Here is a 22355-nt window from a genome sequence, read left to right on the forward strand (position 1 = left end):
GAGATATTTTGCGCTCACGCGTCGCGCTCACGCGTCGCGCTCACGCGTCGTGATCACGCGTCGTGATCCGGCGGCCGCGGTCAGGGCGGAAGGCCTGAAGTAGTGGTTTCTTCGGGGTTCCCGGTTCGGGTCCAGGTGCGGCGGCGGGATGAACCACGGGATCCCGGTCCGGATCTGGATGCTCCATTGTTCCTTGTGGATGAGGTGATGGTGGTGGCTGCATAAGAGGGTGCCGTTATCCGTGCCCGTGGTCCCGCCGCGGGACCAGTAGCTGATGTGGTGGGCCTCGCACCACGGTGCGGGGAGGGTGCAGCCGGGGAAGGCGCAGCCCTGGTCGCGTGCCGTGAGGGCTTTGCGGATATGCGGCGGGAAAATCCGGGAGGTCCGGCCGATGTCCAGGATCTGGCCTTCGCCGCCGAGGAGGACCGGGATGATGTCCGCGTCGCAGGCGATCTTCCGGACCGTGGAGGCTGTGACGGGCCCCGTGAACAGCAGCGTTCCGGTGTGCTCCGTTGGCCGGCCCGCGGCGGCAGTGTCGCCTGCCGCCGTTGCGTCTGTGTCCCAGCCGGGCGAGCAGGTCCCGGTAGTCGATGGTCACCATGACCTGGGGACGGAGTCCTCCCGCGGCGGGCAGCGAGCCGGCCGCGAGGGCGGCCTTGCAGGCGCCGACAAGGCCGTCGAGGAGTCGCTGCTGCCGGGAGCGGAGGTCCAGGCCGGCCGCTCCGGGCACATTCTCCGGGCCGTCCTGGACGTTGCTGCGGGGGTTCGTGGCGGTGTTCATGACCGTGATGAGGTGTTCGAACTGGTCCGTGGTGGTGTAGATCTCCAGGTGGTGGAGGCCGTGGCGGGTCCGGCGGATGAAGGCGCCCTGCAGCCGGCGCAGCAGTTCTTCGGAGGGTTCGGCGCCGTCCTGGTCCAAGGCGTCGGTCCACCGCCGGGCGACCCGGACGAGGAAGTCGGGATCGTTCTCCGCGGCGGTGCGCGTCAGGGCGTGTTCCATCCGGGCCGCGGCCTCGGCGTCGCACGTGTGCCGGACGCGGTCCAGCGCCAGGGCGATGATGGTCGCGGCCCGGGAAGCCACCGCACCGGAGCTGACGGCGGCGCTCAGTTCCGCGCGCGCGGCCGGCAGCAGCTTCCCGGCGATGCCGTGGCGCGGCAGGAGGCTTTCGGCCAGGGACAGCCGGCGCCGGGCCTCCGTGGCGCTGATCCGCAGCCGCGCCCGCAGGAACTCCGTGGAGTTCCTGTAGCCGTCATCGACTCCCGCGCCGTCAGCGACTCCGGAGGCATCCGAGCCTCCGGAGGTGTCCCGATTCCCGGTGCTGCCGGCCGGACTGGTGGTCGAATCGGCGCGCCAGCCGGTGGTCCAGCCCTTGCTGCCCGCCGCGGCGGAAGCTGCGGCCCGGTTCCGGGTCCGCTCCACGGCGCCGGCCGCCACGATCTGCAGATACTCTACGGTCCGGGAGAGTTCCTCCAGCCGGTCGGCGAAGTCCGAGGCAGCGCGGAATCCCCGGAGCGCTGCGTCCTCCACCGCCGTCGGGCTCACAGATTGGAGCAAGGAGAGTGCACGATCCAGGCAAGCGGCGTCCAAGCCAGGCTGCGCGGTCTGGCCGGCTTCCCGGGCCGTGTCCTGGAAGGGTGCGAACTCCCTCATGGCTTCCATAACTAAACTCTGCCAGAGGGGTACGACGGTTTTTAGCGCCCGCTTCCGGCCGCCGTCACGGCTTGCCCTGCATGCGGTCATCCGGACGGCACCGGACGGGGTCGACTTCCCCACGGCCCAGGAGTTCCTGCGGGACGCCTAGCCTGGGTCTGAGCCGGACATTGCACGGAGTCCGTGCCTGGCTTCAGGGTCTCGGATGACGCAGTCTCAGATGACGCACCCGGCGTATCGTATCCCTTATGGCGAGCGTCCTGGAGATGGTCGGGGTAGTAAAGCGTTTCGGGCCGGTGACGGCCCTGAACGGGCTGGACTTTTCGGTCGAGGCGGGCGAGGTGCACGGCTTCCTCGGCCCCAACGGCTCAGGAAAGTCGACGACGATCCGCCTAGTGTTGGGCATGTTGCGGCCCAACGCCGGCTCGATCCGGGTGCTGGGACTGGACCCCTGGCACGACGTCGCCACCCTGCACCGCCGCCTGGCGTATGTTCCCGGGGATGTGGCGCTGTGGCCGAACCTGACGGGCGGTGAGGTGATCGACCTGCTCGGACGGCTCCAGGGCAGGCAGGACTCGGCCCGGCGCGACCAACTGATGGAAATGTTCGACCTGGACCCGACCAAGAAATCCCGCGCCTACTCCAAGGGCAACCGTCAGAAAGTGGCCCTCATCGCCGCGCTGGCCACCGATGCCGAGCTGTTCCTGCTGGATGAGCCCACCAGCGGGCTGGACCCCCTGATGGAGGACGTGTTCCGCGGCTGCGTCCGGGAACTGCGGAACCAGGGCCGCACCGTGCTGCTCAGCAGCCACATCCTCAGCGAGGCCGAGGCGCTCTCCGACCGCGTGAGCATCATCCGCGAAGGCAGGGTGGTGGATACCGGCAGGCTTGAGCAGCTGCGGCACCTGACCCGGACGTCGGTCTCCGCCGACGTCGCGGCCGTGCCGGAGGGCCTGGACGCGCTGCCCGGGGTCCACGACGTCGTCGTGACGGACCACCGGGTCAGTGCCCAGGTGGAACCCTCCGGCCTGGCCCCGCTGATGCGGGCGCTGACCGACGTCGGCCTCCTGACGCTGACCAGTCAGCCGCCGACACTCGAGGACCTTTTCCTGCGCCACTATGGCACTGCGGGCCAAGCCGTACCCACCGCCGCGGCGGCTTGGCGGGGAGAGCTGTCCCGCGATGCGTGAAACACTGGCCGGTACCGGGATCCTGATCCGGCTCGGCTTGCGGCGGGACCGCTGGCTGCTGCCGGCGTGGATCGCCGGGTTCGCCGTTTTGACCTACTCCACGGCTTTGGCCGGAGTGAACCTCTACCCCGACGTCGCCAGCCGTATAGAGGCTGCCACCGCCCTGAACGCCACGGCATCCATGGTGGCGCTGTTCGGACGCGTCTACGATCCCGCCTCCCTCGGCGCTATTTCCCTCTTCAAGTACACCGCGTTCATGGCTGCCATCCTCGCGGTCCTGATGGTCATCATCACCATCCGGCACACCCGCAGCGACGAAGAATCCGGACGGCTCGAACTGCTCGGCGGCGGGAGACTGGGGCGCGACGCCCCGCTCGCCGCCGGTCTGGTGATCAGCTTCGGCGCCAGCCTCGTGCTCGGGCTGGTCACCGCCGCAGCCCTGGCAGCGGGAGGGCTTCCTGCCGCGGGGTCGCTCGCGTTCGGGCTGGGCTGGGCGGCCACCGGGATGGCCTTCAGCGCGGTGGCCGGAGTGACCGCGCAGCTGTCAGCCAGCGCCCGTGCCGCCACCGGCCTCAGCGTCGGCGTCGTCGCCGTGACCTACGCGCTGCGGGCGGTGGGCGACCTCGCCGAACCGGGGCCTTCCGCCCTGTCCTGGCTATCACCGATCGGCTGGAACCAGCAGATCCGTGCCTTCGCCGGGGACCAGTGGTGGGTGCTGGCCCTGCCTCTGGCCCTCTGCACGGCGCTCGTGCCAGTGGCTCTCGCCCTCCGGGCGCGCCGGGACCTGGGCTCCGGCCTGCGCGAGGAGCATCCCGGCCCGGCGCGCGGCACGCTCAACGGTGTCTGGGACCTAGCCGTGCGGCTGCAGCTCCGTGTGTTGATGGCCTGGTGCGTGGCGTTCGTGGTATTCGGCGTGGTGATCGGCTCGCTTGCCAGCAACGTCGCGGATTTGCTGAGTTCCCCGAACGCCCAGGAATTGATCAAGAGGCTGGGCGGAACCCAGGCGATAACCGACGCATTCCTGGCCGCAGAAGTCGGCGCCATGGGGCTCCTTGCCTCCGCCTACGGACTTGCCGCGGCCCGCCGCCTGCGCGACGAGGAGACAGAAGGTCACGTGGAGGCGCTGCTGGGCACAGCGACCACCCGATCACGGTGGGCCACGAGCCACTTTGCGGTGGCCCTGGCCGGCGTCGCCGTGCTCATGCTGCTTGCCGGATTGTCAGTCGGTGCCGGCGCCGCGTTCGCCGTGGCGGACGGCAGCCAGCTCGGGCGGGTCACGCTGGCCGCCGTCGCCCAGATCCCTGCAGCGTGGGTCATCGCGAGTGCCGTGCTGGCCGTGTTTGGCTGGGCGCCACGGCTAACCGGGGCGGTCTGGGGACTGTTGCTCGTCTTTGTCGCCCTGGGTGAGTTCGGGGTGTTGTGGAACGCGCCGGAGTGGTTGATGGACCTCTCCCCGTTCCGGCACTCGCCGCTGCTCCCCGTGGATTCCGGCGCCGCCGGCCCGTTGCTGGCGCTCACGATTACGGCCGCGGCGCTCGCCGTCCTGGGCTATTCCGGCTGGCGCCGCCGGGATGTGGCAGCATGAGCGCGGCGGCATGAGCGGGGCGGGAAGCCCCGGCCGTGATCCCCGGGTTGATGCGTTCATCGCGGCGCTGCCGGCCTGGCAGCAGGCCATCTGCCGCGAGGTGCGTGAACTCGTGCATGCTGCCGATCCGGAGGTCGCCGAGACGATCAAACGCACCACGCAGCCCTACTTCGTGCTGGACGGCAACATCTGCGCCCTACTGGCGGCCAAGGACCACGTCAACGTGTTCCTGTACGACGGCGGGATCGTTCCGGATCCGGAGGGGATCATCACTGCCGGGCACGGCAACAAGACCGCCCGCACCGTGGCCTTCCGCCAGGACGAAGCCATCAACGCGCCGGCCCTGACGGAGATATTCAGGCGGATCATTGCAAACAACCGCGCCGGCGGCTGGCGCAAGCTCAAGGACGACGGCCTGCAAAGATGACCGGATGGGAATCACCGAAGAACCATGGACGTCCGCGGCCGCAGGCCTCGAACTCGTGCAACTGCCGCCGGCGGTCCTGGATGCACTCGCCGACGGCGATCTGGACGCGGCGCGTGCCGTGACCACCCTTGAGCTCACGCCGTACCTGGCCGGCGCCGAATGCGTCGGCGTCTGGCGCAGGAGGCGGGACCAGATTGCCCGGAGCCCCGCCGACGCGGCCTGGGTGACACGGCTCGTGATCGAGAGGGGGTCCCGGCGGGTGGTCGGCCGGGCCGGGTATCACGGACCCCCGGACGACGTCGGCGTGGTCGAGATCGGCTATTCGATCGACCCCGCCCGCCGCCGCCGGGGCCATGCCCGCGGCGCCCTCGTCATCCTGCTTGAGACGGCGAAGTACCATCCGGCAGTCGCCGTCGTCCGGGCCACGGTGCGCCCGGACAACGTCCCCTCCCGCCGGCTGCTGGATCAGTATGGATTTCAGGCGGTGGGGGAGCAGTGGGACGAGGAGGACGGTCTGGAAACCATCCTCGAAGCGCCGTGCCCGGGTTCCTGAACGGCCGAACGCGGACTGGGCTGATCCTGGGTTGCCTAGCCGTATGACTCGAGAACCCCGCGCAGCTTCGCGAAGCTCTCGCTCCAGCCGTCCCGGTGCAGGGCGAGCCGTTCGTTGGTCGCGAACAGGCCCTGGGAGAGTGAAACCCGGGTGCCGTCCTTCTGGGCGTCGAGGGTGAGCTCGACGATTGTTTCCCGGTCGCCGGGCGCGGGCTCCTCCCAGTTGAAGGTGTAGACAAGCCGCGCCGGCGGGTCTATCTCAAGGAAACAGCCCGAGAGGTGGAAGGGATCGCCGTCGGGAGGTTTCATGGTGAAGCGGTAGCGGCCGCTCACCGTGAGGTCGAGCTCGGCGCCGGGAAGGGCGAAGCCGTGCGGCCCCCACCACTTCGCCAGCTCCCCCGGCTCGGTGAGCATGGCGAAGATCCGCTCCGGCGGTGCGTTGAAGGAGGATTCCAGCTCCAACAGGAGACCTCCGGCTTGCTCGTTCATGATCCGACTCTGGCACCAGGCGGCTGCCAGAGGAAGCCCTCGCCGGGTCGGCGCCCGCCCGCCTGAAGGCGCGGTACGTTAAGAGGCTCCGTTGAAGCCGGTCCTGCTGCCCGCTAGAGTCTGCGGATGACCGAGAACAGCACGGCATTGATGGGCACTGTCCAGATTCGGGTGCTGCGCAGGTCCGACGCCGGGCGCCTGGCGGCGGCGTATCAGCGGAACCGGGAGCACCTGGCACCGTGGGAACCGGTGCGGGCCGACGAGTTCTTCACAGCCGCCGGACAGGCCGCCAGTATCGAGTCCAAACTCGCCTTGTTCCTCGCCGGTTCCGACGTCCCGTGGGTCCTTTTGGACGGTGACCGGACCGTCGGGGTGATGAACCTGAGCGGCATTGTGCGCGGGCCGTTCCTCAGCGCCCACCTCGGATACTGGGTGGACAAGGTATCCAACGGCCGCGGGATCGGCTCGGCCGCCATCGGGTTCGCCATCGAAGCCGCAAGGAACGAGCTGGGGCTGCACCGCCTCCAGGCCTCGACGCTTCCGCACAACGCCGCATCCCAGAAGATCCTGAAGCGGGCCGGATTCGAGGAAATCGGGCTGGCCCCTGCCTACCTCCAGATCGCTGGCTCCTGGCAGGACCACATCCTTTACCAACGGATCCTGTACTAAGACTGATCCTGCTGACCGGGAGCTGCGCCCGGAGCTGCGCCGGCCCGGCGCCAGGCATGCAAGACTCGCAGGGTGACTGCTGATTCCTTCGGTGCCTTGCACCACGTCGCGGGACCACGTGGACGCCATGGCGTCGGCGGGCGCCGGTCACGGCTGGGTTGAGCTGTTCCCGGAGAAGTGCCCGCACGCGGGCGGCCCCGACCACTTCGCCGCCTATCTCGTCAATTCGGACGGCTTCGAAGCCGAGCTGATTGCCACGGAATGACCCGGCCGGAGTCCCAGCCCGGGCTACCGGACCATGCGCATGATGCGCACCGGAACCCCGGCGAGCTCCGTCGTCGTGCGTTCCCCGTCCGGGGCGAATCCGTTCCGCCGGTAGAAGGCGAACGCCCGGGGATGTCCTCCGCGATCCACAAGTACGCACCGCTCCGGCCCACAGTTGAATCCAGGAGCAACTGCCCCGCCCCCGAACCATAGTGGCTGGCGAGCACATAGATCCCATAGAGCTCCAGCGGGCGTGGACCGTCGTCGTCGCGCCCGGCGCTGGCGGAGGCCCAGCCGACGACGTCAGTGCCGTCACAGGCAACCCACACGTCCGGCGCCGCTGCAGCGATCAGATCCCGCCACCTGGCCTCCCGCGGGCCCTGTTTGAGCCCCGCCAGAGTCGCCGCCCGCCTATGTACAGCCGCTGGAAGCCCGGGGCGCCTGCGAAGTGACCGCCGTGCTGCTGCACCCCGGCGAGCAAGCGGATCCCGCGGTGTTCGGCGACGTCGACGCGATCGTCGTCGGAGGCGGCCCCACCCCCGTCTATCTCGAAGGCCTGCGGAACGCCGCCGAGGCCCTGCGGCTGGCTGTCGCGGGTGGCGCGCCCTACCTGGGTTTCTCCGCGGGAGCGATGATCGCGCCACGGCGGGCAATAATCGGCGGCTACAGGGTGCACGGGACCGAGGTCTGTTCGGAGGAATGTTCCGAAGGGCTCGATGAGCTGGACGTCCGCGACGGCCTGGGCCTGGTGTCCTTCGCCGTCGACGTCCATGCGGCCCAGGCCGGCACGCTCAGCCGTGCAGTCGCCGCGGTGGTGGGCGGCCTCGTGGAGAAAGCCGTGGCGGTGGACGAGAACACGGCGCTGGTCCTGCCCCATGCCGATCCCGAGGAGCAGACAGCCATCGGGACGGGAAACTGCTGGATAATCCGCGGTTCCGGGCACAAAGCCACAGTCTTGGTCATGTCGGCCGGCTGACTCCCCGGCGCCATCCCGGCGGCGGTTCTTGGCGCCGTCCGGACACAATCCGGGCGGCGGCCCTTGGCGGCGTTGTTACTGGCGGGTAACATAATGCACATGCATCTGCTGCTGCGCACCCTGATCCTGCTGTTCACGTCCTCCCGGCGCCCGCCGCTGAGCATCTGGGACCCCTCTTCCCTGCCGCTCCGGGTCCTGCCGACCGACATCGATATCGCCATGCACGTCAACAACGGCATGTACTTCTCGCTGATGGACCTGGGCCGGTTCGACCTGATGGCCCGCAGCGGAACGTGGAAGACGATGCGCCGCCGCGGCTGGAGCCCGGTGGCCGCGGGGGAGACCATCGCCTTCCGCCGCTCCCTGCAGCTGTGGCAGCAGTACACGATTGAGTCCAGGATCATCGGCCTGGACGAGAAGGCCATCTACTTCGAGCAGCGCATTGTGGTGGACGGCGAAATCTACGCCCGCGCCCACATCGCCACCCGGCTCGTAAGCAAGGGCAAGCCGGTCAGCCAGGAGGAGATCCTGCGCGAATTCGGCCAGCCGCCCGCGGAGCTGGAGCTGCCTGAGTGGATCCACGAATGGCGCGAAACCAACGCACTGCCCGGCGCCCGCCGGCCCGCCCCGCACCTCTGGGGCTAAGCCGTCCGGTGCTCCGGCTGTGCTCCCGTGGTGGTCCTGGCGGGATGTGCCATCAGCGAAACGTAGGGGACATCCCGAGGCTGCTCGCGTACCGTGGACTCATGGCAACCGTAGACATTACAGGTGAACAGTTCGCATCGACCGTCGAGGACAACGACATCGTCCTTGTCGATTTCTGGGCCGAATGGTGCGGCCCGTGCAAGCAGTTCGGACCCACATACTCAGCCGTCTCCGAGAAGCACCCGGACGTCGTCTTCTCCAAGGTGGACACCGAAGCCGAGCAGCAGCTCGCCGCCGAGGCCGGCATCACGTCCATCCCCACGCTGATGGCCTTCCGCGAAAAGGTGCTGGTGTTCTCCCAGCCCGGCGCCCTGAACGCCCAGCAGCTGGAGCAGGTCGTCGACGCCGTCAAGGCCCTGGACATGGAAGAGGTCCACGCCCACGTGGCCCGTTCACAGGCTGAGGCTGCCACAGCGGCAAGCCGGCAGGACGGAACCCAGATCCCGGAGGCCTAAACCCCCGCGTTGGTTGGGTGCCTGGTAGTTTGCTAGAGCCTTTCGAGCCTGACCGGCTCGGCCAGCAGGGCGCTCAGGGATTCGTTCAGGTCCTGGACGGCCGTGCCCTTGGAGTGCTTGTCCAGATCCTCCTCGGAAGCCCACAGTTCGGTCAGCACGAGGCGGTCCTCAGCGGCCTCGGTGAGCTCGTAGCGGATGCATCCGGGTTCGTTGACCACGTCGTCGATCGCGATTTCCAGGGCGAGCTTCACGCGGAAGAATTCGCCCTCGTTGGGGATGAAGATGGCCTGGAGGTCAATGGGTGCGCTCATGGTTTTCACAATACCGGGCGGCCGCCCCGGCGTAGGAAGAGTACCGGAAGATTTCGTAGGACTTCCTACCTTCGCTCTTCTTTTGCCGCCGGACTGTTGGTAGCGTCACACCATGCTTGCTTACACAGCCGGGGACACTGACGTTCCGCTGCTCGAGGAAACCATCGGCGACAACTTCGAACGGATCGTGGCCCGGTTCCCGTACCATGACGCCCTGATCGAGGCGGCGGCGGTGCCCGGCGAAGAGGCCCGGCGGTGGAGCTACACCAAGCTGAACGACGACGTCGACCGCGTGGCCCGTGCGCTGCTCGCCCTGGGCGTCGCCAAGGGTCAACGGATCGGCATCTGGAGCCCCAACTGCGCGGAGTGGACCATCCTGCAGTACGCGACGGCGAAGATCGGCGCGATTCTGGTCAACGTGAATCCCGCCTACCGCAGCCACGAGCTGGAGTTCGTGGTCAAGCAGAACGGTATGCGGATGCTGGTCTCCGCACCGTCGGATGGCAACAGTGACTACACCGGGATGGCGCGCCAGGCACTGGCAGAGTGCCCCGAGCTGCGTGATCTGGTCTTCCTCCCGGACGCCGGCGTGGCCGGGCTCACCGCCGGCATCCCTGAAACGGAGGCCGAGCGGACCTTCGCCGAGCTGCTCAAGCGGGCGGACGACGTCGGGCATTCCGCGTTGCAGGCGCGCATGGCCGAACTGGACCCGCACGATGCCATCAACCTGCAGTACACCTCCGGCACCACGGGCTTCCCCAAGGGCGCCACGCTGACGCACGACAACATCCTGAACAACGGCTACTCGATCGGCGAGCAGCTGGGCTACACCGAGCATGACCGGGTGGTGATCCCGGTGCCGTTCTACCACTGCTTCGGCATGGTGATCGGCAACCTCAACGCGCTCAGTCACGGCGCCGCCACCATCATTCCGGGCCGTGGCTTCTCGCCGGCGTCGGCGCTGGAAGCCGTGCAGGACTTCGGCGGGACCTCCCTCTACGGGGTGCCCACCATGTTCATTGCCGAACTCGCACTGCCGGACTTTGCCTCCTATGACCTGTCCACGCTGCGCACCGGCGTCATGGCCGGCTCGCTGTGCCCCATCGAGGTGATGAACCGGGTCATTTCGGAAATGAATATGAAGGACGTGGCCATCTGCTACGGCATGACGGAGACCTCCCCGGTGTCCACGATGACCCGCAGCCTGGACACCATGGCCCAGCGCACCGAGACCGTGGGCCGGACCATGCCGCAGCTGGAGAGCCGGATCGTGGACCCGGTCACCGGCGACGTGCTGCAGCGCGGCGAGATCGGCGAACTCTGCACCCGCGGCTACGCCGTCATGAAGGGCTACTGGAACCAGCCGGACAAGACCGCAGAAGCGATCGACGCCGAGGGCTGGATGCACACGGGGGACCTCGCCCGCATGGACGAGGACGGGTACATGGTGATCGAGGGCCGGATCAAGGACATGGTGATCCGCGGCGGCGAGAACGTCTACCCGCGGGAAATCGAGGAGTTCCTCTACACCCACCCGGACATCCAGGACGTGCAGGTGATCGGGGTTCCTGACCAGAAGTACGGCGAGGAGCTCATGGCCTGCGTGATCCTCAAGCCCGGCGCCGGCCCCTTGGACGCCGAGAGCCTGGCGGAGTTCTGCCGGGGCAAGCTGGCGCACTACAAGGTCCCGCGCTACGTGGACGTGCGGCAGAGCTTTCCGATGACCGTCTCCGGCAAGATCCGCAAAGTGGAGATGCGCCAGGAAGCGGTGGCCCGGCTGGGCCTGTAACTGACCTTCGCCAAGCAACGCGGGGTCACATCGCGCCCAAGTTTCGGCGACCGATGGGCGCGAAGTGACCCCGCGTTGTCCTTTGCAGGAGCGGCCTGTGGATAACTCCTGCACGGCTTCCGGTGCGGGGACACAATGGTGCACTTGGTCCGCATCACGCCGCTCCCGGAAGGCCTCAGCAAAGCGCCGTTCACCGTCTATGAGTCCCGCGCGCTGGGCGTCTCGCCTAAGCGCCTGCGGGCAAAGGACCTGTCCGACGGCGGCCGCCTCATCTACCTGCCCGCCGGCCGGCACCTCGAGATCGTCGAACGGGCGCGAGTCCTGGCGGCTGCCACACCCGGCGCCTGGGCATCCCACGAAACCGCCGTCGTCCTGACCCGGCTGGGGCTGCCGCCGTGGCTCCGCGGCTGCTCCACCATCCATCTCAGTAAACCGCACGAGCTGCCGAGGGAGCGTCGCACCGGGGTCACGGGCCACCGCGTGCGGTTGATCCCCGGTGAGCTGACGTCCATCGACGGCATCCCCGTTACCGCCCCGCCACGGACCTGGCCGGATCTTGCCATGGTGCTGCCACTCAACTACCTCATAGCCCTGGGCGACTAGCTGATCCGGATGCCCCGGCCAGGACTTGAACTAAGGTCTGACCCGTATGCGTACAAGGAGGGCCTGCGGCTGCTCATCCGCCAGCACCCCAACATGAAGGGGGTGGAAAAGGCCCGGCTTGCCCTGGACGAGATGCGCGTGGGCTCGGATTCCTTCCCCGAGACCTTCCTTCGGCTGGCCTTGCTGGACGCGCGCCTTCCTGAGCCTGAGCTGCAACTCCGGCTCGATCCGTACGATGAGCGCTCGCCGGCCGCGGATCTGGGGTACCGGCGGTTCCGGATCGCCATCCAGTACGACGGCGCCCATCACCTCACACGGGAACAGCAGTCGCGGGACAACCGGCGGGACGAGGCCTTCCGCGGTGCTGGCTGGGCGTATTTCGAAGCCAACGCCGACGATCTTGCTGACGGCTTCGAAGATGTTATTTCCAGGATCAAGAGGGCCCGATTCCGCGCCGTCTAGTCCGACGCGGGGCAATCCAACGAGGGGTCACATCGCGCCCAAATAGCGGACCCGGAATGGGCCGGAAGTGACCCCGCGTTGCTGTGGCGGACGCGTTGCTTTAGCCGGCGTGGATCAGTGGCGGCGGTGGTCCTGGATGGTCATGCGCGGGCCGAAGGTCGGCTTGCGGAAACCGCTGAGTCCGAGCATGCGCACCACCCTTTGCCGGTGCCCGGCCCAGGGTGCCAGCAGCCGCAGCATGCCGGCGTCGTCCGTCCGCCGTCCGGTCAGCGCCGCCCCCACATCTGCCGCCAGATGGTAGTCGCCCACCGCAACCGAGTCCGGGCAGCCGTGGGTGCGCTGCACCACCTCCGCCGCGGTCCAGGCGCCGATCCCCGGAATAGTCTGCAGCTTCGCGGACGCGTCCGCGGCGGGCAGGGCGGCGAGCCGTTCAAGCGCGACGGCGGAGCGCAGCGCCCGCATGACGGTCGCCGAGCGCTGGGGTCCCACGCCGGCCTTGTGCCACTCCCAGGAGGGGATGCGCAGCCACTGCCCGGGCGTGGGCTGGACCATCAGGTTGGCGGGAGCCACCGTGCCCGCGCCGGGCGCCGCCGTCCCGAAGCGGTACATCAGGTAGCGGTAGCCGCGGCGGGCCTCGATGACCGTGACCTTCTGCTCCAAAATCGTCGGCACGAGCGAGTCGACCATGCGGCCCGTCGCGGGGAGGCGGATGGCGAGGTTCCGGCGCCGGGCTTCGGTCACCATGCGGGGGAGCGTGGCGTGGAAGGCCGGCTCGTCGAACCCTGACCAGTCGTCGTCGCGCCCGAGCAGCCGGGGGACGCAGTCTACGGCGTCGGCGGCCCCCGGGCCCCACGCCTGCGCATCGACGGCGGGATCCGCGCGTGCGCCCGCGCCGGCGAGCAGCAGCGTGGCCGGACCGGCCGGCGTCGTGAACGCCATCCAGACCCCGCCCGGGACGGCCCGGAAGGAGGGATCGCCCTGGCCTCGCATGAGGGTCCCGAGCGTCTGCAGGAGGTCGAACGGCCCGCCCGGGCGCCACCGCAAGGAGGCGTCCGAGGCGGCCAAGCCGGCGGGGACGTCTACGATGGTCATTCGAATATGTTCGCACGTCCGGCCGGGACGCAGTTGCCGGAGGCCCCCTTACCGCCACTGCGCCGCAGGGCTAGAATCCAGTTGTGGCGCGGGGCGTCCGCGACCTTCCAACTCATGAAGTAGGAGCGCGCAATGGCCGGAATAGTGCATTTCGAAATCCCTGCGGACGATCAGGGCCGAGCCACCGAGTTCTACAAGGCGGCCTTCGACTGGAAGATCAACGCAATGCCCGAGATGGACTACAACATCGTGATCACCACGCCAAGCGACGAAAAAACCGGGATGCCAAAGGATCCCGGGGCCATCAACGGCGGCCTCATGGCCAGGGCAGGCGAATTGACGACGCCCATCATCACCGTGGATGTGGAAGACATCGACGCAACGCTCGCGCAGGTTGAGCAGCTCGGCGGCTCCGTGGTCACGGCAAAGGCCGCCATCCCCGGCATGGGCTTCTACGCCTACTTCAAGGACACCGAGGGCAACATCATGGGACTGTGGCAAAACGCCGTGCCCGAGACCGGCGGCACCGAAACGATCGCAGAGACCGCGGCGAACGACATCGGCGCCTGAGCCGGGGGATGCCGGCGCCGCTCGGCCACCCGGGCGCCGGCGAGGGAGGCCCACGGCGTCACCAGCGGGCCCAGGTTCACCCCGATCAGCAGGGCTGCCAGACGGGCCGGGGAGCCGCCCACCGGCTCCAGCGCCAGATACGCCGGCTGGTTGCGCGGCGACCCCCGCCAGGAGCATGCCGGCGGGCAGCGCGTAGCTCCTGAGCTTCTTCGGCCAACCCGTGCTCGTCACCGCATCACCGTCGCACCTTCGGGCGCCGGGATCTCAAGGCGACGTGCCGGCGACATGCCTCCGGACGGGGAGACGGTAACTTTGTACCTATGAAGTACGCCCAGTCCGTTCTGGACCTCATCGGTGACACGCCGCTCGTCAAACTCAACCACGTGACCGACGGCATCGCGGCCACGGTCCTGGTGAAGCTGGAATACCTGAACCCCGGCGGGTCCATCAAGGACCGCATCGCGGCGAAGATGATCGAGGAGGCCGAACGCACCGGCAAGCTCCTGCCCGGCGGCACCATCGTGGAACCCACCTCCGGCAACACCGGAGTGGGCCTGGCCCTCGTGGCCCAGCAGAAGGGCTACCGGTGCATCTTCGTCGTCCCGGACAAGGTCGGCGAGGACAAGCGGGCGGTGCTTCAGGCCTACGGCGCCGAAGTGGTCGTCACCCCCACCGCCGTCCCCCCGGACAGCCCGCAAAGCTACTACGGCGTCTCCGACCGGCTCGTCACGGAAATCCCCGGCGCGTACAAGCCGGACCAGTTCTCCAACCCCGCCGCCCCGGCCAGCCACTATGAAACCACCGGCCCGGAGATCTGGCGCGACACGGACGGCAAAGTCACCCACTGCGTGATCGGCGCCGGCACCGGCGGCACCATCACCGGCACCGGCCGGTACCTGAAGGAGGTCTCCGCCGGGCGCCCCGCAGCCGAGGGCGGCGTGGTCAAGATCATCGGCGCGGACCCCGAAGGCTCGGTCTACTCCGGCGGCACGGGCCGCCCGTACTTTGTCGAAGGCGTCGGCGAGGACATGTGGCCCGCCAACTATGACAAGTCCGTTCCCGACGACGTCATCGCCGTCAGCGACGCCGACTCCTTCGCGATGACGCGCCGGCTGGCCCGCGAAGAAGGCCTGCTGGTGGGCGGATCCTCCGGCATGGCGGTCATCGCAGCAATGCAGATCGCCAAGGACCTGCCCGCGGACGCCGTCGTGGTGGTCATCCTGCCCGATTCCGGACGCGGCTACCTGGCGAAGATCTTCAACGACCAGTGGATGCGCTCCTATGGGTTCCTGGCCAGCGGGGACGAAGCCTCGGTGGGCGAGGTGCTCAAGGCCAAGACCGGCGAACTGCCGGCCCTGGTCCACATCCACCCCAACGAGAGCGTCCGCGACGTCATCAACATCATGAACGAGTACGGCGTCTCGCACATCCCCGTGCTCTCCCAGGAGCCGCCCGTGGTCATGGGCGAGGTGCTGGGCGCCGTGGACGAACGAACCCTCACGGCCAAGCTTTTCCGCGGCGAGGCAAAGTTGTCGGACAAGATCTCCGAACACATGGAGGCCCGGCTGCCCGTGATCGGCTCGCTCGAATCGATCTCGACGGCCCGTGAACTCCTCTCCGACGCCGACACCCTCATGGTGACGTTCGTCGGCGCTCCGGTGGGGATCCTGACCCGCCACGACCTCCTCGCCTACCTCAGCAACTGACCCGGTGGGGGCTCCTGCCGACCCGGCGCGCCCCACTCACCGGCCGAAAGGATTCCACATGTCTTTGCCAGAAAGCTCTTCCCCTAAAAACTCCGGATTCAACACCCGCGCCGTGCACGCCGGCCAGGCCTTCGAGCCGCGCACCGGCGCTGTGGTGCCGCCCGTGCACTTCTCCTCCACCTATGCCCAGGACGGGATCGGCGGGCTGCGGGCGGGCTACGAGTACGGCCGCGGCACCAACCCCACCCGTGACTCGCTCCAGGAGCAGCTGGCCGCGCTGGAAGGCGGAACCGCCGCGTTCTCCTTCAGCTCCGGCCTGGCCGCCGAGGACTCCATGATCCGCGCCCTGACCCGACCCGGCGACCACATCGTGCTCGGCAACGACGCCTACGGCGGCACGTACCGGCTGATCAGCCGCGTGCTGGGGGAGTGGGGCATCGGCAACACCCCGGTGGACATGTCCGATCTCGACGCCGTGGCGAAGGCCGTTTCCGCCGGCGGAACCAATGCCGGCGGCGACGGCGGCAAGACCCGCCTCGTGTGGGTCGAGACGCCGTCGAACCCGATGATGAAGATCACCGACATCGAGGCCCTCGCCGGGCTCGCGCACGACGCCGGCGCCCTCCTCGTGGTGGACAACACCTTCGCCTCGCCGTACCTGCAGAACCCGCTCGCCCTCGGCGCCGACATCGTGGTCCACTCCACTACCAAGTACATCGGCGGGCACTCCGACGTCGTCGGCGGCGCGATCATCGTCAACGACCCGGAGCTGGCCGGGAAGATCGGCTTCGTGCAGTTCGCCGTCGGCGCCGTGTCCGGGCCGATGGACGCCTTCCTCACCACCCGCGGCCTGAAGACCCTCGGCGTCCGCATGGACCGCCACAGCGACAACGCCCAGGCCGTGGCCGAATGGCTGCTGCAGCGCCCCGAGGTGGAGGCCGTGCTGTACCCGGGACTGCCCTCGCACCCCGGCCATGAGCTGGCCAAGAAGCAGATGAAGAAATTCGGCGGCATGATCTCCGTGCAGTTCAAGGGCGGCGAGGCCGCGGCGCGAAAGGTTGCCGAATCGACCTCCGTGTTCACCCTTGCCGAGTCGCTGGGAGGCATCGAGTCGCTGATGAACTACCCCTCGGAAATGACCCATGCCTCGGTCAAGGGCACCGAACTGGCCGTACCGGTCAACCTGATCCGGCTCTCCTGCGGCATCGAGGATGTCGAGGACCTCATCGCCGACCTCGAGCGCGCCCTCTCCACCCTTTCCTCCCTCGAGACAGGCAACTAGCACCCCGTGACGACCACCACCAGGGCACCGTCCTCCACCACGCGCGGCTGGCTCGCGACGGCGGCCGGCGCGCTCGCCGTCGTCCTCGCCCTGGTGGTGCTGTACACCGCCTACATCCCGCTGATGAACGACTTCGAGGTCTACTTCTACGGCGGCAGCCGGGTGCTGCAGACCGGGGAGGCCGGCGTCAACGAGCTGTATGCGCCGCGGGACGGGCTGCCCTTCACCTATCCGCCGTTCGCGGCGCTGCTGTTCGCGGCGCTCGCCTCGCTCGGCCAGGGCGCGGGCAGCCTGGTGTTCATCACGACGGCGCTGCTGGGCGCCGTGATCGTCTCGGCATGGCTGGCACGGCACTACTTCGGCCTGGGCGGCTGGCGGGCCGCGTTTGCGGACTGGCGGTTCCGGGCCGTGGCGCTGGCCGGAACCGCGGCGATCCTGCTGCTGGGGCCCTGGCGGGACACCTTCGACTTCGGCCAGATCAACATCATCCTGATGGGCCTGATCCTGGCCGACTTCGCGCTCTACGGGAAGTCCAGGGCCGGCGAGATCCGCTGGCCGGCGGGTCTGCTGATCGGGATCGCGGCCGGCATCAAACTGACCCCGCTCGCGTTCGGGCTGTACTTCCTGGTCCGCCGCGACTTCAAGGCCCTCGGCTGGATGGCTACCGGGTTCCTGGGCTCCATCGCCCTGGCCTGGGCTCTGCTGCCCACGGCCTCGGTGACGTTCTGGACCAAGATCCTGCCGGACACCGGACGGATCGGCGGCCCCGCGTATATGGACAACCTCTCCGTCAAGGGACTGCTTCTGCACCTGGGCCTGCCGGATTCCGGCCTGACCAGTGTGGTGTGGCTGGTGATCTCCGTGGCCCTGGCCGCCGTGGCCGCGCTGGTCATCAAGTGGGCCGTGGCGGCGGATGAGAACTTCGTGGCCGTCTCCGCCACCGCGGTCCTGATGCTGCTGATCAGCCCCGTTTCCTGGTCCCACCACTGGGTGTGGATGGCCGTGGCACTGCCGTGCATGGGGTTCGCGATCCACCGGGTGCCGTCCCGGGACGGCAAGATGCGCCTGGCCGGCTGGATCATTGTGGCCTTCTCGGCCCTGGCCTTCTACCTGACGCCTAAGTATCTCGCGGTCATGGCCGGCGCGCAGGAGTGGGGCAAGGATCCGCAGACCCAGTGGCAGCTCATCGCCGCCAGCCTCGGCGTCGTGTGCGGCATGGCCATGCTGGTTTACTGGGCGCTGGCCTACCGGCCGTCCCGCGCCGCGCTGCGCGAGAGGGCTTAGCTCCTCCCTCGCTCCACCCTCCCTTCTTCCTTCAGCCCTCCCCGCGCTCCACCCTCCCGTCCTCCTCCCTCCCCGCGAGATGGCACTTCGCTGCAGTGTTGCGCCGCCGAAACATTGCCGCGAAATGCCATCTCGGCGAGAAATGTGTAGCTTTCTTGAAGATAGTCAGCTAGTCTCTTCCGCATGGCACTTCGATCTGACTGGTCCCAGCGGAACTGCAGCATGGCCCGCGGCTTGGACGTCCTCGGCGACCCGTGGAGCATGCTCGTTCTTCGCGAGGTGTTTTTCGGCAACGGCCGCTTCGAGGCCATGAAGAACCGTCTAAGCGTGGCGGATTCCGTGCTCACCAAACGGCTCGCGGGGCTCGTGGACGCCGGGCTGCTTACCCGCCAGCCGTACGACGACGGCGGCCGCACCCGCCAGGAGTATGTCCTCACCGCCAAAGGCGAGGACGCCCTGCCGGTGCTCAACGCCGTCGTGCTCTGGGCCGAAAAGCACCTCGCGGCACCGTCCGATCAGGCCCACATGTTCGTCATCCACAGCGGCTGCGGCCAGCGCACCTCCTCCGCGGACAGCTGCACGGCCTGCGGGGAACGGCTCACGGCCGAAAACACCAGCTGGCACAGCCTCACCCGGACCGCGGACCCTGTGCCCCTGGCCACGGCCCGCGCCGCCCCACAGACCGCCACAAAACAGAACGCCGCCGAACAGAACGGAACCGCCGCATGAGCGCCCCCGACACCACCCGGATCCCCGCGCCGGGCCGCCGCAGGATCCACCCGGCCTGGATCGTGGCCGCCGTGGCCTTCCTCGCGCTGGTCGGCGCCGCAGGGTTCCGTGCCGCTCCCGGCGTGCTGATGGTGCCGCTGCAGAACGAGTTCGGCTGGTCCACCACCGTCCTCTCGGCCGCCGTCAGCATCAACCTGGTGCTCTTCGGCCTCACGGCCCCGTTCGCGGCGGCCCTTATGGAGCGTTTCGGCATCCGCACCGTCACCTCCGTGGCCCTCGTGCTGATCGGCGCCGGCAGTGCGCTGACGGTGCTGGTGACCCAGTCCTGGCAGATTCTGCTGACCTGGGGACTGCTGATCGGACTGGGGACTGGCTCCATGGCACTGGTCTTTGCCGCCACCATCGCCAACACCTGGTTCGCCAAGAGCCGCGGCCTGGTGATCGGCATCCTCACGGCAGGCAGCGCGGCGGGGCAGCTGGTCTTCCTGCCCTTCATGGCCGCCCTGGCCCAGAATCCGGGCTGGCGGCAGGCCTCGCTGCTGATTGCCGCAGGCGCGCTGGCCGTGGTGCCGCTCGTGCTGAAGTTCCTGAAGAACTCACCCGCCGACGTCGGCGTGCTGGCGTACGGGGCGGAGGCCCAGGCTGAGCGGGACGGCGAGCCGGAGCCTGTCTCGGAACCCGCGGAACCCCGGAGGAATGCCGCCGTCCGGGCCCTGCAGGTCCTCAAGCGGGCCAGCAAGGTGCGGACCTTCTGGGCCCTCGTGGCTGGCTTCGCCATCTGCGGGGCCACCACCAACGGACTGATCGGCACCCACTTCATCCCCTCCGCCCACGATCACGGCATGACCGAAACCACCGCCGCCGGGCTGCTCGCCGTCGTCGGCATCTTCGACATCGTGGGTACCATCGCCTCCGGCTGGCTCACGGACCGTTTCAACCCGCGGATCCTGCTCGCCGTGTACTACCAGTTCCGCGGGATAGGCCTGCTGGTGCTGCCGCTGCTGCTCAGCGCCACGGTCCAGCCCAGCATGATCGTGTTCGTGGTCATCTACGGCCTGGACTGGGTGGCCACCGTGCCGCCGACGGCCGCGATCTGCCGCCAGGTGTTCGGCGCCGACGGCAGCGTGGTGTTCGGCTGGGTCTTCGCGGCCCACCAGCTCGGCGCAGCCGCCGCGGCGCTGGCCGCCGGCGCCATCCGGGACGCCACCGGCCAGTACACCTACGCCTGGTTCGCTGCCGCGGCCATGTGCACGATCGCCGCCGTCATCAGCGCTACCATCCGCAAGGACGCCGGCAAACGGGAGGCGGTTCCGGTCCCGGCATAAGGGTTTGAGGTTTCTCGGCCCGCCGAGATGGCACTTGACGGCAGTGTGAGCTCGCCCGATACTGCCGCGAAGTGCCATCTCGCGCGGGAAGTGAGCGGGCCCGCGGGTGGAATTAGCGGAACGCGGGCAGCCCGGTGATGTGCTGGCCCAGGACCAGGGTGTGGACCTCGTCCGTGCCCTCGTAAGTGCGGACCGATTCCAGGTTGGCGGCGTGCCGCAGCGGCGAATAGTCCAGCGTGATCCCGTTGCCGCCCAGGATGGTGCGGGCCTCGCGGGCAATCCCGATCGCCTCGCGCACGTTGTTCAGCTTGCCCAGCGAGATCTGCTCCGGCCGCAGCTTCCCGGCATCCTTGAGCCGGCCCAGCTGCAGCGCCACGAGCGTGCCCTTCTGGATCTCCAGCAGCATATTCACGAGCTTCTCCTGCGTGAGCTGGTACCCGGCGAGCGGCTTGCCGAACTGCAGCCGCTCCTGCGAGTACTTCAACGCCGCCTCGTAGGAGTCCCGGGCGGCGCCCATCGCGCCCCACGCGATCCCGTACCGCGCCTCGTTAAGGCAGCTGAACGGGCCGCGCAGCCCGCGGGCCGCCGGCAGCAAGGCCTCCGGGCCCAGCCGGACGCCGTCGAACGTGATGTCGCACTGGATCGAGGCGCGCATCGAGAGCTTCTGCCCGATCGGCGTCGCCGTGACCCCGGGGGTGCCGGCGGGGACGAGGAAGCCGTGGACGCCGTCGTCGGTCATGGCCCACACCACCAGCACATCCGCCACCGAGGCGAGACCGATCCAGCGTTTGGCGCCGTCCAGGATCCAGCCGGCGCCGTCGCCCGTGCCGTCGCGCCGCGCGTAGGTCTTCATGGAGGCCGGGTCGGAACCGGCGGTGGGTTCGGTCAGGGCGAAGCTGCCGATCAGCTCGCCGGCGGCCATCCGGGGGAGCCACTCCTGCTTCTGCTCCTCGGAACCCCACTTGTGGATGGCGGTCATGGCGAGGGAGCCCTGCACGGAGACGAAGGTGCGGATGCCGGAATCGCCCGCCTCGAGTTCCATCGTTGCCAGGCCGTATTCGACGGCGGAGCGGCCGGGGCAGCCGTAGCCCTCCAGATGCATGCCGAGCACGCCGAGTTCGCCCAGTTCCGGGGCCAGCTCAAGCGGGAAAACGCCGTCGTCATACCAACCCGCGATGCCCGGGCGGATCCGCTGGTCCGTGAAATCGCGGACCCTTTCGCGGACGGCCAGCTCGTCGGCGCTCAGTAAGGAATCGATCGCCAGGACATCGGAAACATCTGAAGCATCGGAAACACCTGAAATTTCGGAAGCACGGCTCATTCCAGCATCCTACGGGCTGGATGCGCACGGATCACCGAAAAAGCCGTCCCGCGGCGCCAAGCCCATGGTGGCGCCGGGCCTACACTGGTGCCATGGATACCGCATCTGTGCTTGCCGTCTGCCGGGTTCACCAGCTGCTCGAGGATTCCGGCAGCGTCGGGGTGACCGCGATCGACAAACGTGCCGTCGACGGGCCCGTGAGGGTGCACAAGCTGGGCCTGCACGGTGACATCCAGGCGAGCAGGATCCATCACGGCGGTGAAGACCAGGCGCTGTACGCCTATTCCCAGGACGACGCCGACTATTGGACCGGTGAACTCCAGCGCGCACTGCCGGCGGGCGTCTTCGGCGAAAACCTGCGGATCGCCGGCATCAGCGCCTCCAACGCCATCATCGGGGAGCGCTGGAAGATCGGGCTGGACGTCGAGGTGGAAGTGACCTCGCCCCGCGTTCCCTGCGCCACGTTCCAGCGGCGGATGGGCGAGCCGCACTGGGTCAAGAGATTCGGGGATGCCGGTAGGGTGGGCGCCTACCTCCGGGTTGTCCGGACCGGCACCATCCAGGCGGGGGACCACATCCACCGGATCTTCGTCCCCACCCACGGCGTGACCATCGCCAAATGGTTCACCGATCCCACCCTTGAGGACATGGAGGCCCTCCGGGACGCCGACGCCGACGGCGAGATCCGTCTCCAGCCCGAGTACCACGAGGAATTCGAGAAGCTGCAGCGCCGGCTCGGCGTCTAGCGGACTGAGTCTCACCCGGCCCAACCGGGAGGCCTGTGTGCGCAAGCTCACCGCCGTCGTCGGTCCCCTGAGTTACCCGTGCGCTGATCCATGCCTTACACTTGAAATATCCCCCACTCCGGAAATCCCTTATTCCTGCCCAATTCTTGAGGCAGGACTGGCAAGTGTTGGG

At 68.5% G+C, this 22355-nt stretch carries 26 protein-coding genes and 1 pseudogene; 19 read left to right on the forward strand and 8 right to left on the reverse strand.

Annotated features, from left to right (window positions below):
* Positions 1 to 27 precede the first annotated feature (27 nt).
* Complete coding sequence (locus ACQCSY_RS13825) at positions 28 to 276, reverse strand: HNH endonuclease (protein WP_427135830.1); 249 nt, start codon at positions 274 to 276, stop codon at positions 28 to 30.
* A complete protein-coding gene (locus ACQCSY_RS13830) occupies positions 236 to 1660 on the reverse strand; it encodes a DUF222 domain-containing protein (RefSeq protein WP_427129618.1) in 1425 nt (474 codons plus the stop codon). Before ACQCSY_RS13830 ends, ACQCSY_RS13825 begins: the two co-directional genes overlap by 41 nt.
* Before the next feature lie 239 nt (positions 1661 to 1899).
* Between ACQCSY_RS13830 and ACQCSY_RS13835 the strand changes: the two genes are divergently transcribed.
* From ACQCSY_RS13835 to ACQCSY_RS13850, 4 genes are read left to right on the forward strand one after another with little or no spacing between them, the layout of a single operon-like run.
* Positions 1900 to 2841: an ATP-binding cassette domain-containing protein gene (locus tag ACQCSY_RS13835; protein ID WP_427129620.1), complete on the forward strand. Its 942-nt coding sequence runs from the start codon at positions 1900 to 1902 to the stop codon at positions 2839 to 2841.
* Complete coding sequence (locus ACQCSY_RS13840; RefSeq protein WP_427129622.1) at positions 2834 to 4426, forward strand: ABC transporter permease; 1593 nt, start codon at positions 2834 to 2836, stop codon at positions 4424 to 4426. The genes ACQCSY_RS13835 and ACQCSY_RS13840 overlap by 8 nt, the downstream gene beginning before the upstream one ends.
* 10 nt (positions 4427 to 4436) lie before the next feature.
* Positions 4437 to 4853, forward strand: a complete 417-nt coding sequence (locus ACQCSY_RS13845) for a DUF1801 domain-containing protein (protein WP_427129624.1) — start codon at positions 4437 to 4439, stop codon at positions 4851 to 4853.
* A gap of 4 nt (positions 4854 to 4857) precedes the next feature.
* Entirely contained in the window at positions 4858 to 5406 is a 549-nt protein-coding gene (locus ACQCSY_RS13850; RefSeq protein WP_427129626.1) for a GNAT family N-acetyltransferase, read from the forward strand.
* A gap of 35 nt (positions 5407 to 5441) precedes the next feature.
* On the opposite strand, the gene ACQCSY_RS13855 is transcribed toward ACQCSY_RS13850, so the two are convergent.
* Positions 5442 to 5894: an SRPBCC family protein gene (locus ACQCSY_RS13855; protein ID WP_427129628.1), complete on the reverse strand. Its 453-nt coding sequence runs from the start codon at positions 5892 to 5894 to the stop codon at positions 5442 to 5444.
* Positions 5895 to 6020: 126 nt separating this feature from the next.
* Between ACQCSY_RS13855 and ACQCSY_RS13860 the strand changes: the two genes are divergently transcribed.
* Entirely contained in the window at positions 6021 to 6563 is a 543-nt protein-coding gene (locus ACQCSY_RS13860; RefSeq protein WP_427129630.1) for a GNAT family N-acetyltransferase, read from the forward strand.
* Between the two features lie 91 nt (positions 6564 to 6654).
* Positions 6655 to 6828 carry a hypothetical protein gene (locus ACQCSY_RS13865; RefSeq protein WP_427129632.1) on the forward strand — a complete coding sequence of 58 codons (174 nt, stop codon included), beginning with the start codon at positions 6655 to 6657 and terminating at the stop codon, positions 6826 to 6828.
* Here ACQCSY_RS13865 and ACQCSY_RS13870 read toward each other — a convergent pair.
* Positions 6785 to 7225, reverse strand: a complete 441-nt coding sequence (locus ACQCSY_RS13870) for an N-acetyltransferase family protein (protein ID WP_427135832.1) — start codon at positions 7223 to 7225, stop codon at positions 6785 to 6787. The genes ACQCSY_RS13865 and ACQCSY_RS13870 overlap by 44 nt on opposite strands.
* A gap of 50 nt (positions 7226 to 7275) precedes the next feature.
* On the opposite strand from ACQCSY_RS13870, the gene ACQCSY_RS13875 reads away from it, so the two are divergent.
* From ACQCSY_RS13875 to trxA, 3 genes are all read left to right on the forward strand, one after another.
* Positions 7276 to 7803, forward strand: a complete 528-nt coding sequence (locus tag ACQCSY_RS13875; RefSeq protein WP_427129634.1) for a Type 1 glutamine amidotransferase-like domain-containing protein — start codon at positions 7276 to 7278, stop codon at positions 7801 to 7803.
* Between the two features lie 99 nt (positions 7804 to 7902).
* Positions 7903 to 8448 carry an acyl-CoA thioesterase gene (locus ACQCSY_RS13880; RefSeq protein ID WP_427129636.1) on the forward strand — a complete coding sequence of 182 codons (546 nt, stop codon included), beginning with the start codon at positions 7903 to 7905 and terminating at the stop codon, positions 8446 to 8448.
* A gap of 101 nt (positions 8449 to 8549) precedes the next feature.
* Entirely contained in the window at positions 8550 to 8963 is a 414-nt protein-coding gene (gene trxA / locus ACQCSY_RS13885; protein ID WP_427129638.1) for a thioredoxin, read from the forward strand.
* A gap of 32 nt (positions 8964 to 8995) precedes the next feature.
* Here trxA and ACQCSY_RS13890 read toward each other — a convergent pair whose 3' ends face one another.
* On the reverse strand, positions 8996 to 9274 hold the full coding sequence (locus ACQCSY_RS13890) for a putative quinol monooxygenase (protein ID WP_427129639.1): 279 nt from the start codon (positions 9272 to 9274) through the stop codon (positions 8996 to 8998).
* A gap of 112 nt (positions 9275 to 9386) precedes the next feature.
* Between ACQCSY_RS13890 and ACQCSY_RS13895 the strand changes: the two genes are divergently transcribed.
* The 3 genes from ACQCSY_RS13895 (at position 9387) to ACQCSY_RS13905 (ending at position 12128) form a co-directional block, all read left to right on the forward strand.
* On the forward strand, positions 9387 to 11063 hold the full coding sequence (locus tag ACQCSY_RS13895; protein ID WP_427129640.1) for an AMP-binding protein: 1677 nt from the start codon (positions 9387 to 9389) through the stop codon (positions 11061 to 11063).
* Positions 11064 to 11207: 144 nt separating this feature from the next.
* Positions 11208 to 11666 (forward strand): hypothetical protein, encoded by a 459-nt coding sequence (locus ACQCSY_RS13900; protein ID WP_427129642.1) that lies wholly within the window; start codon positions 11208 to 11210, stop codon positions 11664 to 11666.
* 93 nt (positions 11667 to 11759) lie between these two features.
* The gene (locus ACQCSY_RS13905) at positions 11760 to 12128 is read left to right on the forward strand and encodes a hypothetical protein (RefSeq protein WP_427129644.1); all 369 of its coding nucleotides are present in this window, start codon (positions 11760 to 11762) and stop codon (positions 12126 to 12128) included.
* A 114-nt stretch (positions 12129 to 12242) separates the two neighbouring features.
* On the opposite strand, the gene ACQCSY_RS13910 is transcribed toward ACQCSY_RS13905, so the two are convergent.
* Positions 12243 to 13220 carry a DNA-3-methyladenine glycosylase family protein gene (locus ACQCSY_RS13910; RefSeq protein ID WP_427129646.1) on the reverse strand — a complete coding sequence of 326 codons (978 nt, stop codon included), beginning with the start codon at positions 13218 to 13220 and terminating at the stop codon, positions 12243 to 12245.
* A gap of 132 nt (positions 13221 to 13352) precedes the next feature.
* On the opposite strand from ACQCSY_RS13910, the gene ACQCSY_RS13915 reads away from it, so the two are divergent.
* The gene (locus ACQCSY_RS13915; RefSeq protein WP_427129647.1) at positions 13353 to 13790 is read left to right on the forward strand and encodes a VOC family protein; all 438 of its coding nucleotides are present in this window, start codon (positions 13353 to 13355) and stop codon (positions 13788 to 13790) included.
* Here ACQCSY_RS13915 and ACQCSY_RS13920 read toward each other — a convergent pair.
* Positions 13679 to 13942 (reverse strand): annotated as a pseudogene (locus tag ACQCSY_RS13920) (hypothetical protein); the annotation flags it as partial. The gene ACQCSY_RS13915 and the pseudogene ACQCSY_RS13920 overlap by 112 nt on opposite strands.
* A gap of 168 nt (positions 13943 to 14110) precedes the next feature.
* On the opposite strand from ACQCSY_RS13920, the gene ACQCSY_RS13925 reads away from it, so the two are divergent.
* The 5 genes from ACQCSY_RS13925 (at position 14111) to ACQCSY_RS13945 (ending at position 20116) form a co-directional block, all read left to right on the forward strand.
* Positions 14111 to 15496, forward strand: a complete 1386-nt coding sequence (locus tag ACQCSY_RS13925) for a cystathionine beta-synthase (protein ID WP_427129648.1) — start codon at positions 14111 to 14113, stop codon at positions 15494 to 15496.
* Positions 15497 to 15554: 58 nt separating this feature from the next.
* Positions 15555 to 16778 (forward strand): cystathionine gamma-synthase, encoded by a 1224-nt coding sequence (locus ACQCSY_RS13930; protein WP_427129650.1) that lies wholly within the window; start codon positions 15555 to 15557, stop codon positions 16776 to 16778.
* 6 nt (positions 16779 to 16784) lie between these two features.
* The gene (locus tag ACQCSY_RS13935) at positions 16785 to 18062 is read left to right on the forward strand and encodes a glycosyltransferase 87 family protein (RefSeq protein WP_427129652.1); all 1278 of its coding nucleotides are present in this window, start codon (positions 16785 to 16787) and stop codon (positions 18060 to 18062) included.
* 183 nt (positions 18063 to 18245) lie between these two features.
* Positions 18246 to 18791, forward strand: a complete 546-nt coding sequence (locus ACQCSY_RS13940; protein WP_427129654.1) for a winged helix-turn-helix transcriptional regulator — start codon at positions 18246 to 18248, stop codon at positions 18789 to 18791.
* Entirely contained in the window at positions 18788 to 20116 is a 1329-nt protein-coding gene (locus ACQCSY_RS13945; protein WP_427129656.1) for an MFS transporter, read from the forward strand. The genes ACQCSY_RS13940 and ACQCSY_RS13945 overlap by 4 nt, the downstream gene beginning before the upstream one ends.
* 112 nt (positions 20117 to 20228) lie before the next feature.
* Here ACQCSY_RS13945 and ACQCSY_RS13950 read toward each other — a convergent pair whose 3' ends face one another.
* Positions 20229 to 21437, reverse strand: coding sequence for an acyl-CoA dehydrogenase family protein (locus ACQCSY_RS13950; protein ID WP_427129657.1), 1209 nt, complete (start codon positions 21435 to 21437; stop codon positions 20229 to 20231).
* Between the two features lie 92 nt (positions 21438 to 21529).
* Between ACQCSY_RS13950 and ACQCSY_RS13955 the strand changes: the two genes are divergently transcribed.
* On the forward strand, positions 21530 to 22183 hold the full coding sequence (locus ACQCSY_RS13955) for an MOSC domain-containing protein (protein ID WP_427129659.1): 654 nt from the start codon (positions 21530 to 21532) through the stop codon (positions 22181 to 22183).
* Positions 22184 to 22355: the final 172 nt, after the last annotated feature.

Origin of the sequence: Pseudarthrobacter sp. S9 (assembly GCF_050156545.1) — a bacterium.
Lineage (GTDB): Bacteria > Actinomycetota > Actinomycetes > Actinomycetales > Micrococcaceae > Arthrobacter.

Bases quoted from the DNA above. Each gene is read 5' to 3' on its own strand.
- ACQCSY_RS13915 (WP_427129647.1), top strand. From the start codon at position 13,353: ATGGCCGGAATAGTGCATTTCGAAATCCCTGCGGACGATCAGGGCCGA.
- ACQCSY_RS13830 (WP_427129618.1), bottom strand. From the start codon at position 1,660: ATGGAAGCCATGAGGGAGTTCGCACCCTTCCAGGACACGGCCCGGGAA.
- ACQCSY_RS13880 (WP_427129636.1), top strand. From the start codon at position 7,903: ATGCATCTGCTGCTGCGCACCCTGATCCTGCTGTTCACGTCCTCCCGG.
- ACQCSY_RS13955 (WP_427129659.1), top strand. From the start codon at position 21,530: ATGGATACCGCATCTGTGCTTGCCGTCTGCCGGGTTCACCAGCTGCTC.
- ACQCSY_RS13910 (WP_427129646.1), bottom strand. From the start codon at position 13,220: ATGACCATCGTAGACGTCCCCGCCGGCTTGGCCGCCTCGGACGCCTCC.
- ACQCSY_RS13930 (WP_427129650.1), top strand. From the start codon at position 15,555: ATGTCTTTGCCAGAAAGCTCTTCCCCTAAAAACTCCGGATTCAACACC.
- ACQCSY_RS13890 (WP_427129639.1), bottom strand. From the start codon at position 9,274: ATGAGCGCACCCATTGACCTCCAGGCCATCTTCATCCCCAACGAGGGC.
- ACQCSY_RS13855 (WP_427129628.1), bottom strand. From the start codon at position 5,894: ATGAACGAGCAAGCCGGAGGTCTCCTGTTGGAGCTGGAATCCTCCTTC.
- ACQCSY_RS13850 (WP_427129626.1), top strand. From the start codon at position 4,858: ATGGGAATCACCGAAGAACCATGGACGTCCGCGGCCGCAGGCCTCGAA.
- ACQCSY_RS13940 (WP_427129654.1), top strand. From the start codon at position 18,246: ATGGCACTTCGATCTGACTGGTCCCAGCGGAACTGCAGCATGGCCCGC.
- ACQCSY_RS13835 (WP_427129620.1), top strand. From the start codon at position 1,900: ATGGCGAGCGTCCTGGAGATGGTCGGGGTAGTAAAGCGTTTCGGGCCG.
- ACQCSY_RS13950 (WP_427129657.1), bottom strand. From the start codon at position 21,437: ATGAGCCGTGCTTCCGAAATTTCAGGTGTTTCCGATGCTTCAGATGTT.
- ACQCSY_RS13905 (WP_427129644.1), top strand. From the start codon at position 11,760: ATGAAGGGGGTGGAAAAGGCCCGGCTTGCCCTGGACGAGATGCGCGTG.
- ACQCSY_RS13860 (WP_427129630.1), top strand. From the start codon at position 6,021: ATGACCGAGAACAGCACGGCATTGATGGGCACTGTCCAGATTCGGGTG.
- ACQCSY_RS13895 (WP_427129640.1), top strand. From the start codon at position 9,387: ATGCTTGCTTACACAGCCGGGGACACTGACGTTCCGCTGCTCGAGGAA.
- ACQCSY_RS13945 (WP_427129656.1), top strand. From the start codon at position 18,788: ATGAGCGCCCCCGACACCACCCGGATCCCCGCGCCGGGCCGCCGCAGG.
- ACQCSY_RS13925 (WP_427129648.1), top strand. From the start codon at position 14,111: ATGAAGTACGCCCAGTCCGTTCTGGACCTCATCGGTGACACGCCGCTC.
- ACQCSY_RS13840 (WP_427129622.1), top strand. From the start codon at position 2,834: ATGCGTGAAACACTGGCCGGTACCGGGATCCTGATCCGGCTCGGCTTG.
- trxA (WP_427129638.1), top strand. From the start codon at position 8,550: ATGGCAACCGTAGACATTACAGGTGAACAGTTCGCATCGACCGTCGAG.
- ACQCSY_RS13845 (WP_427129624.1), top strand. From the start codon at position 4,437: ATGAGCGGGGCGGGAAGCCCCGGCCGTGATCCCCGGGTTGATGCGTTC.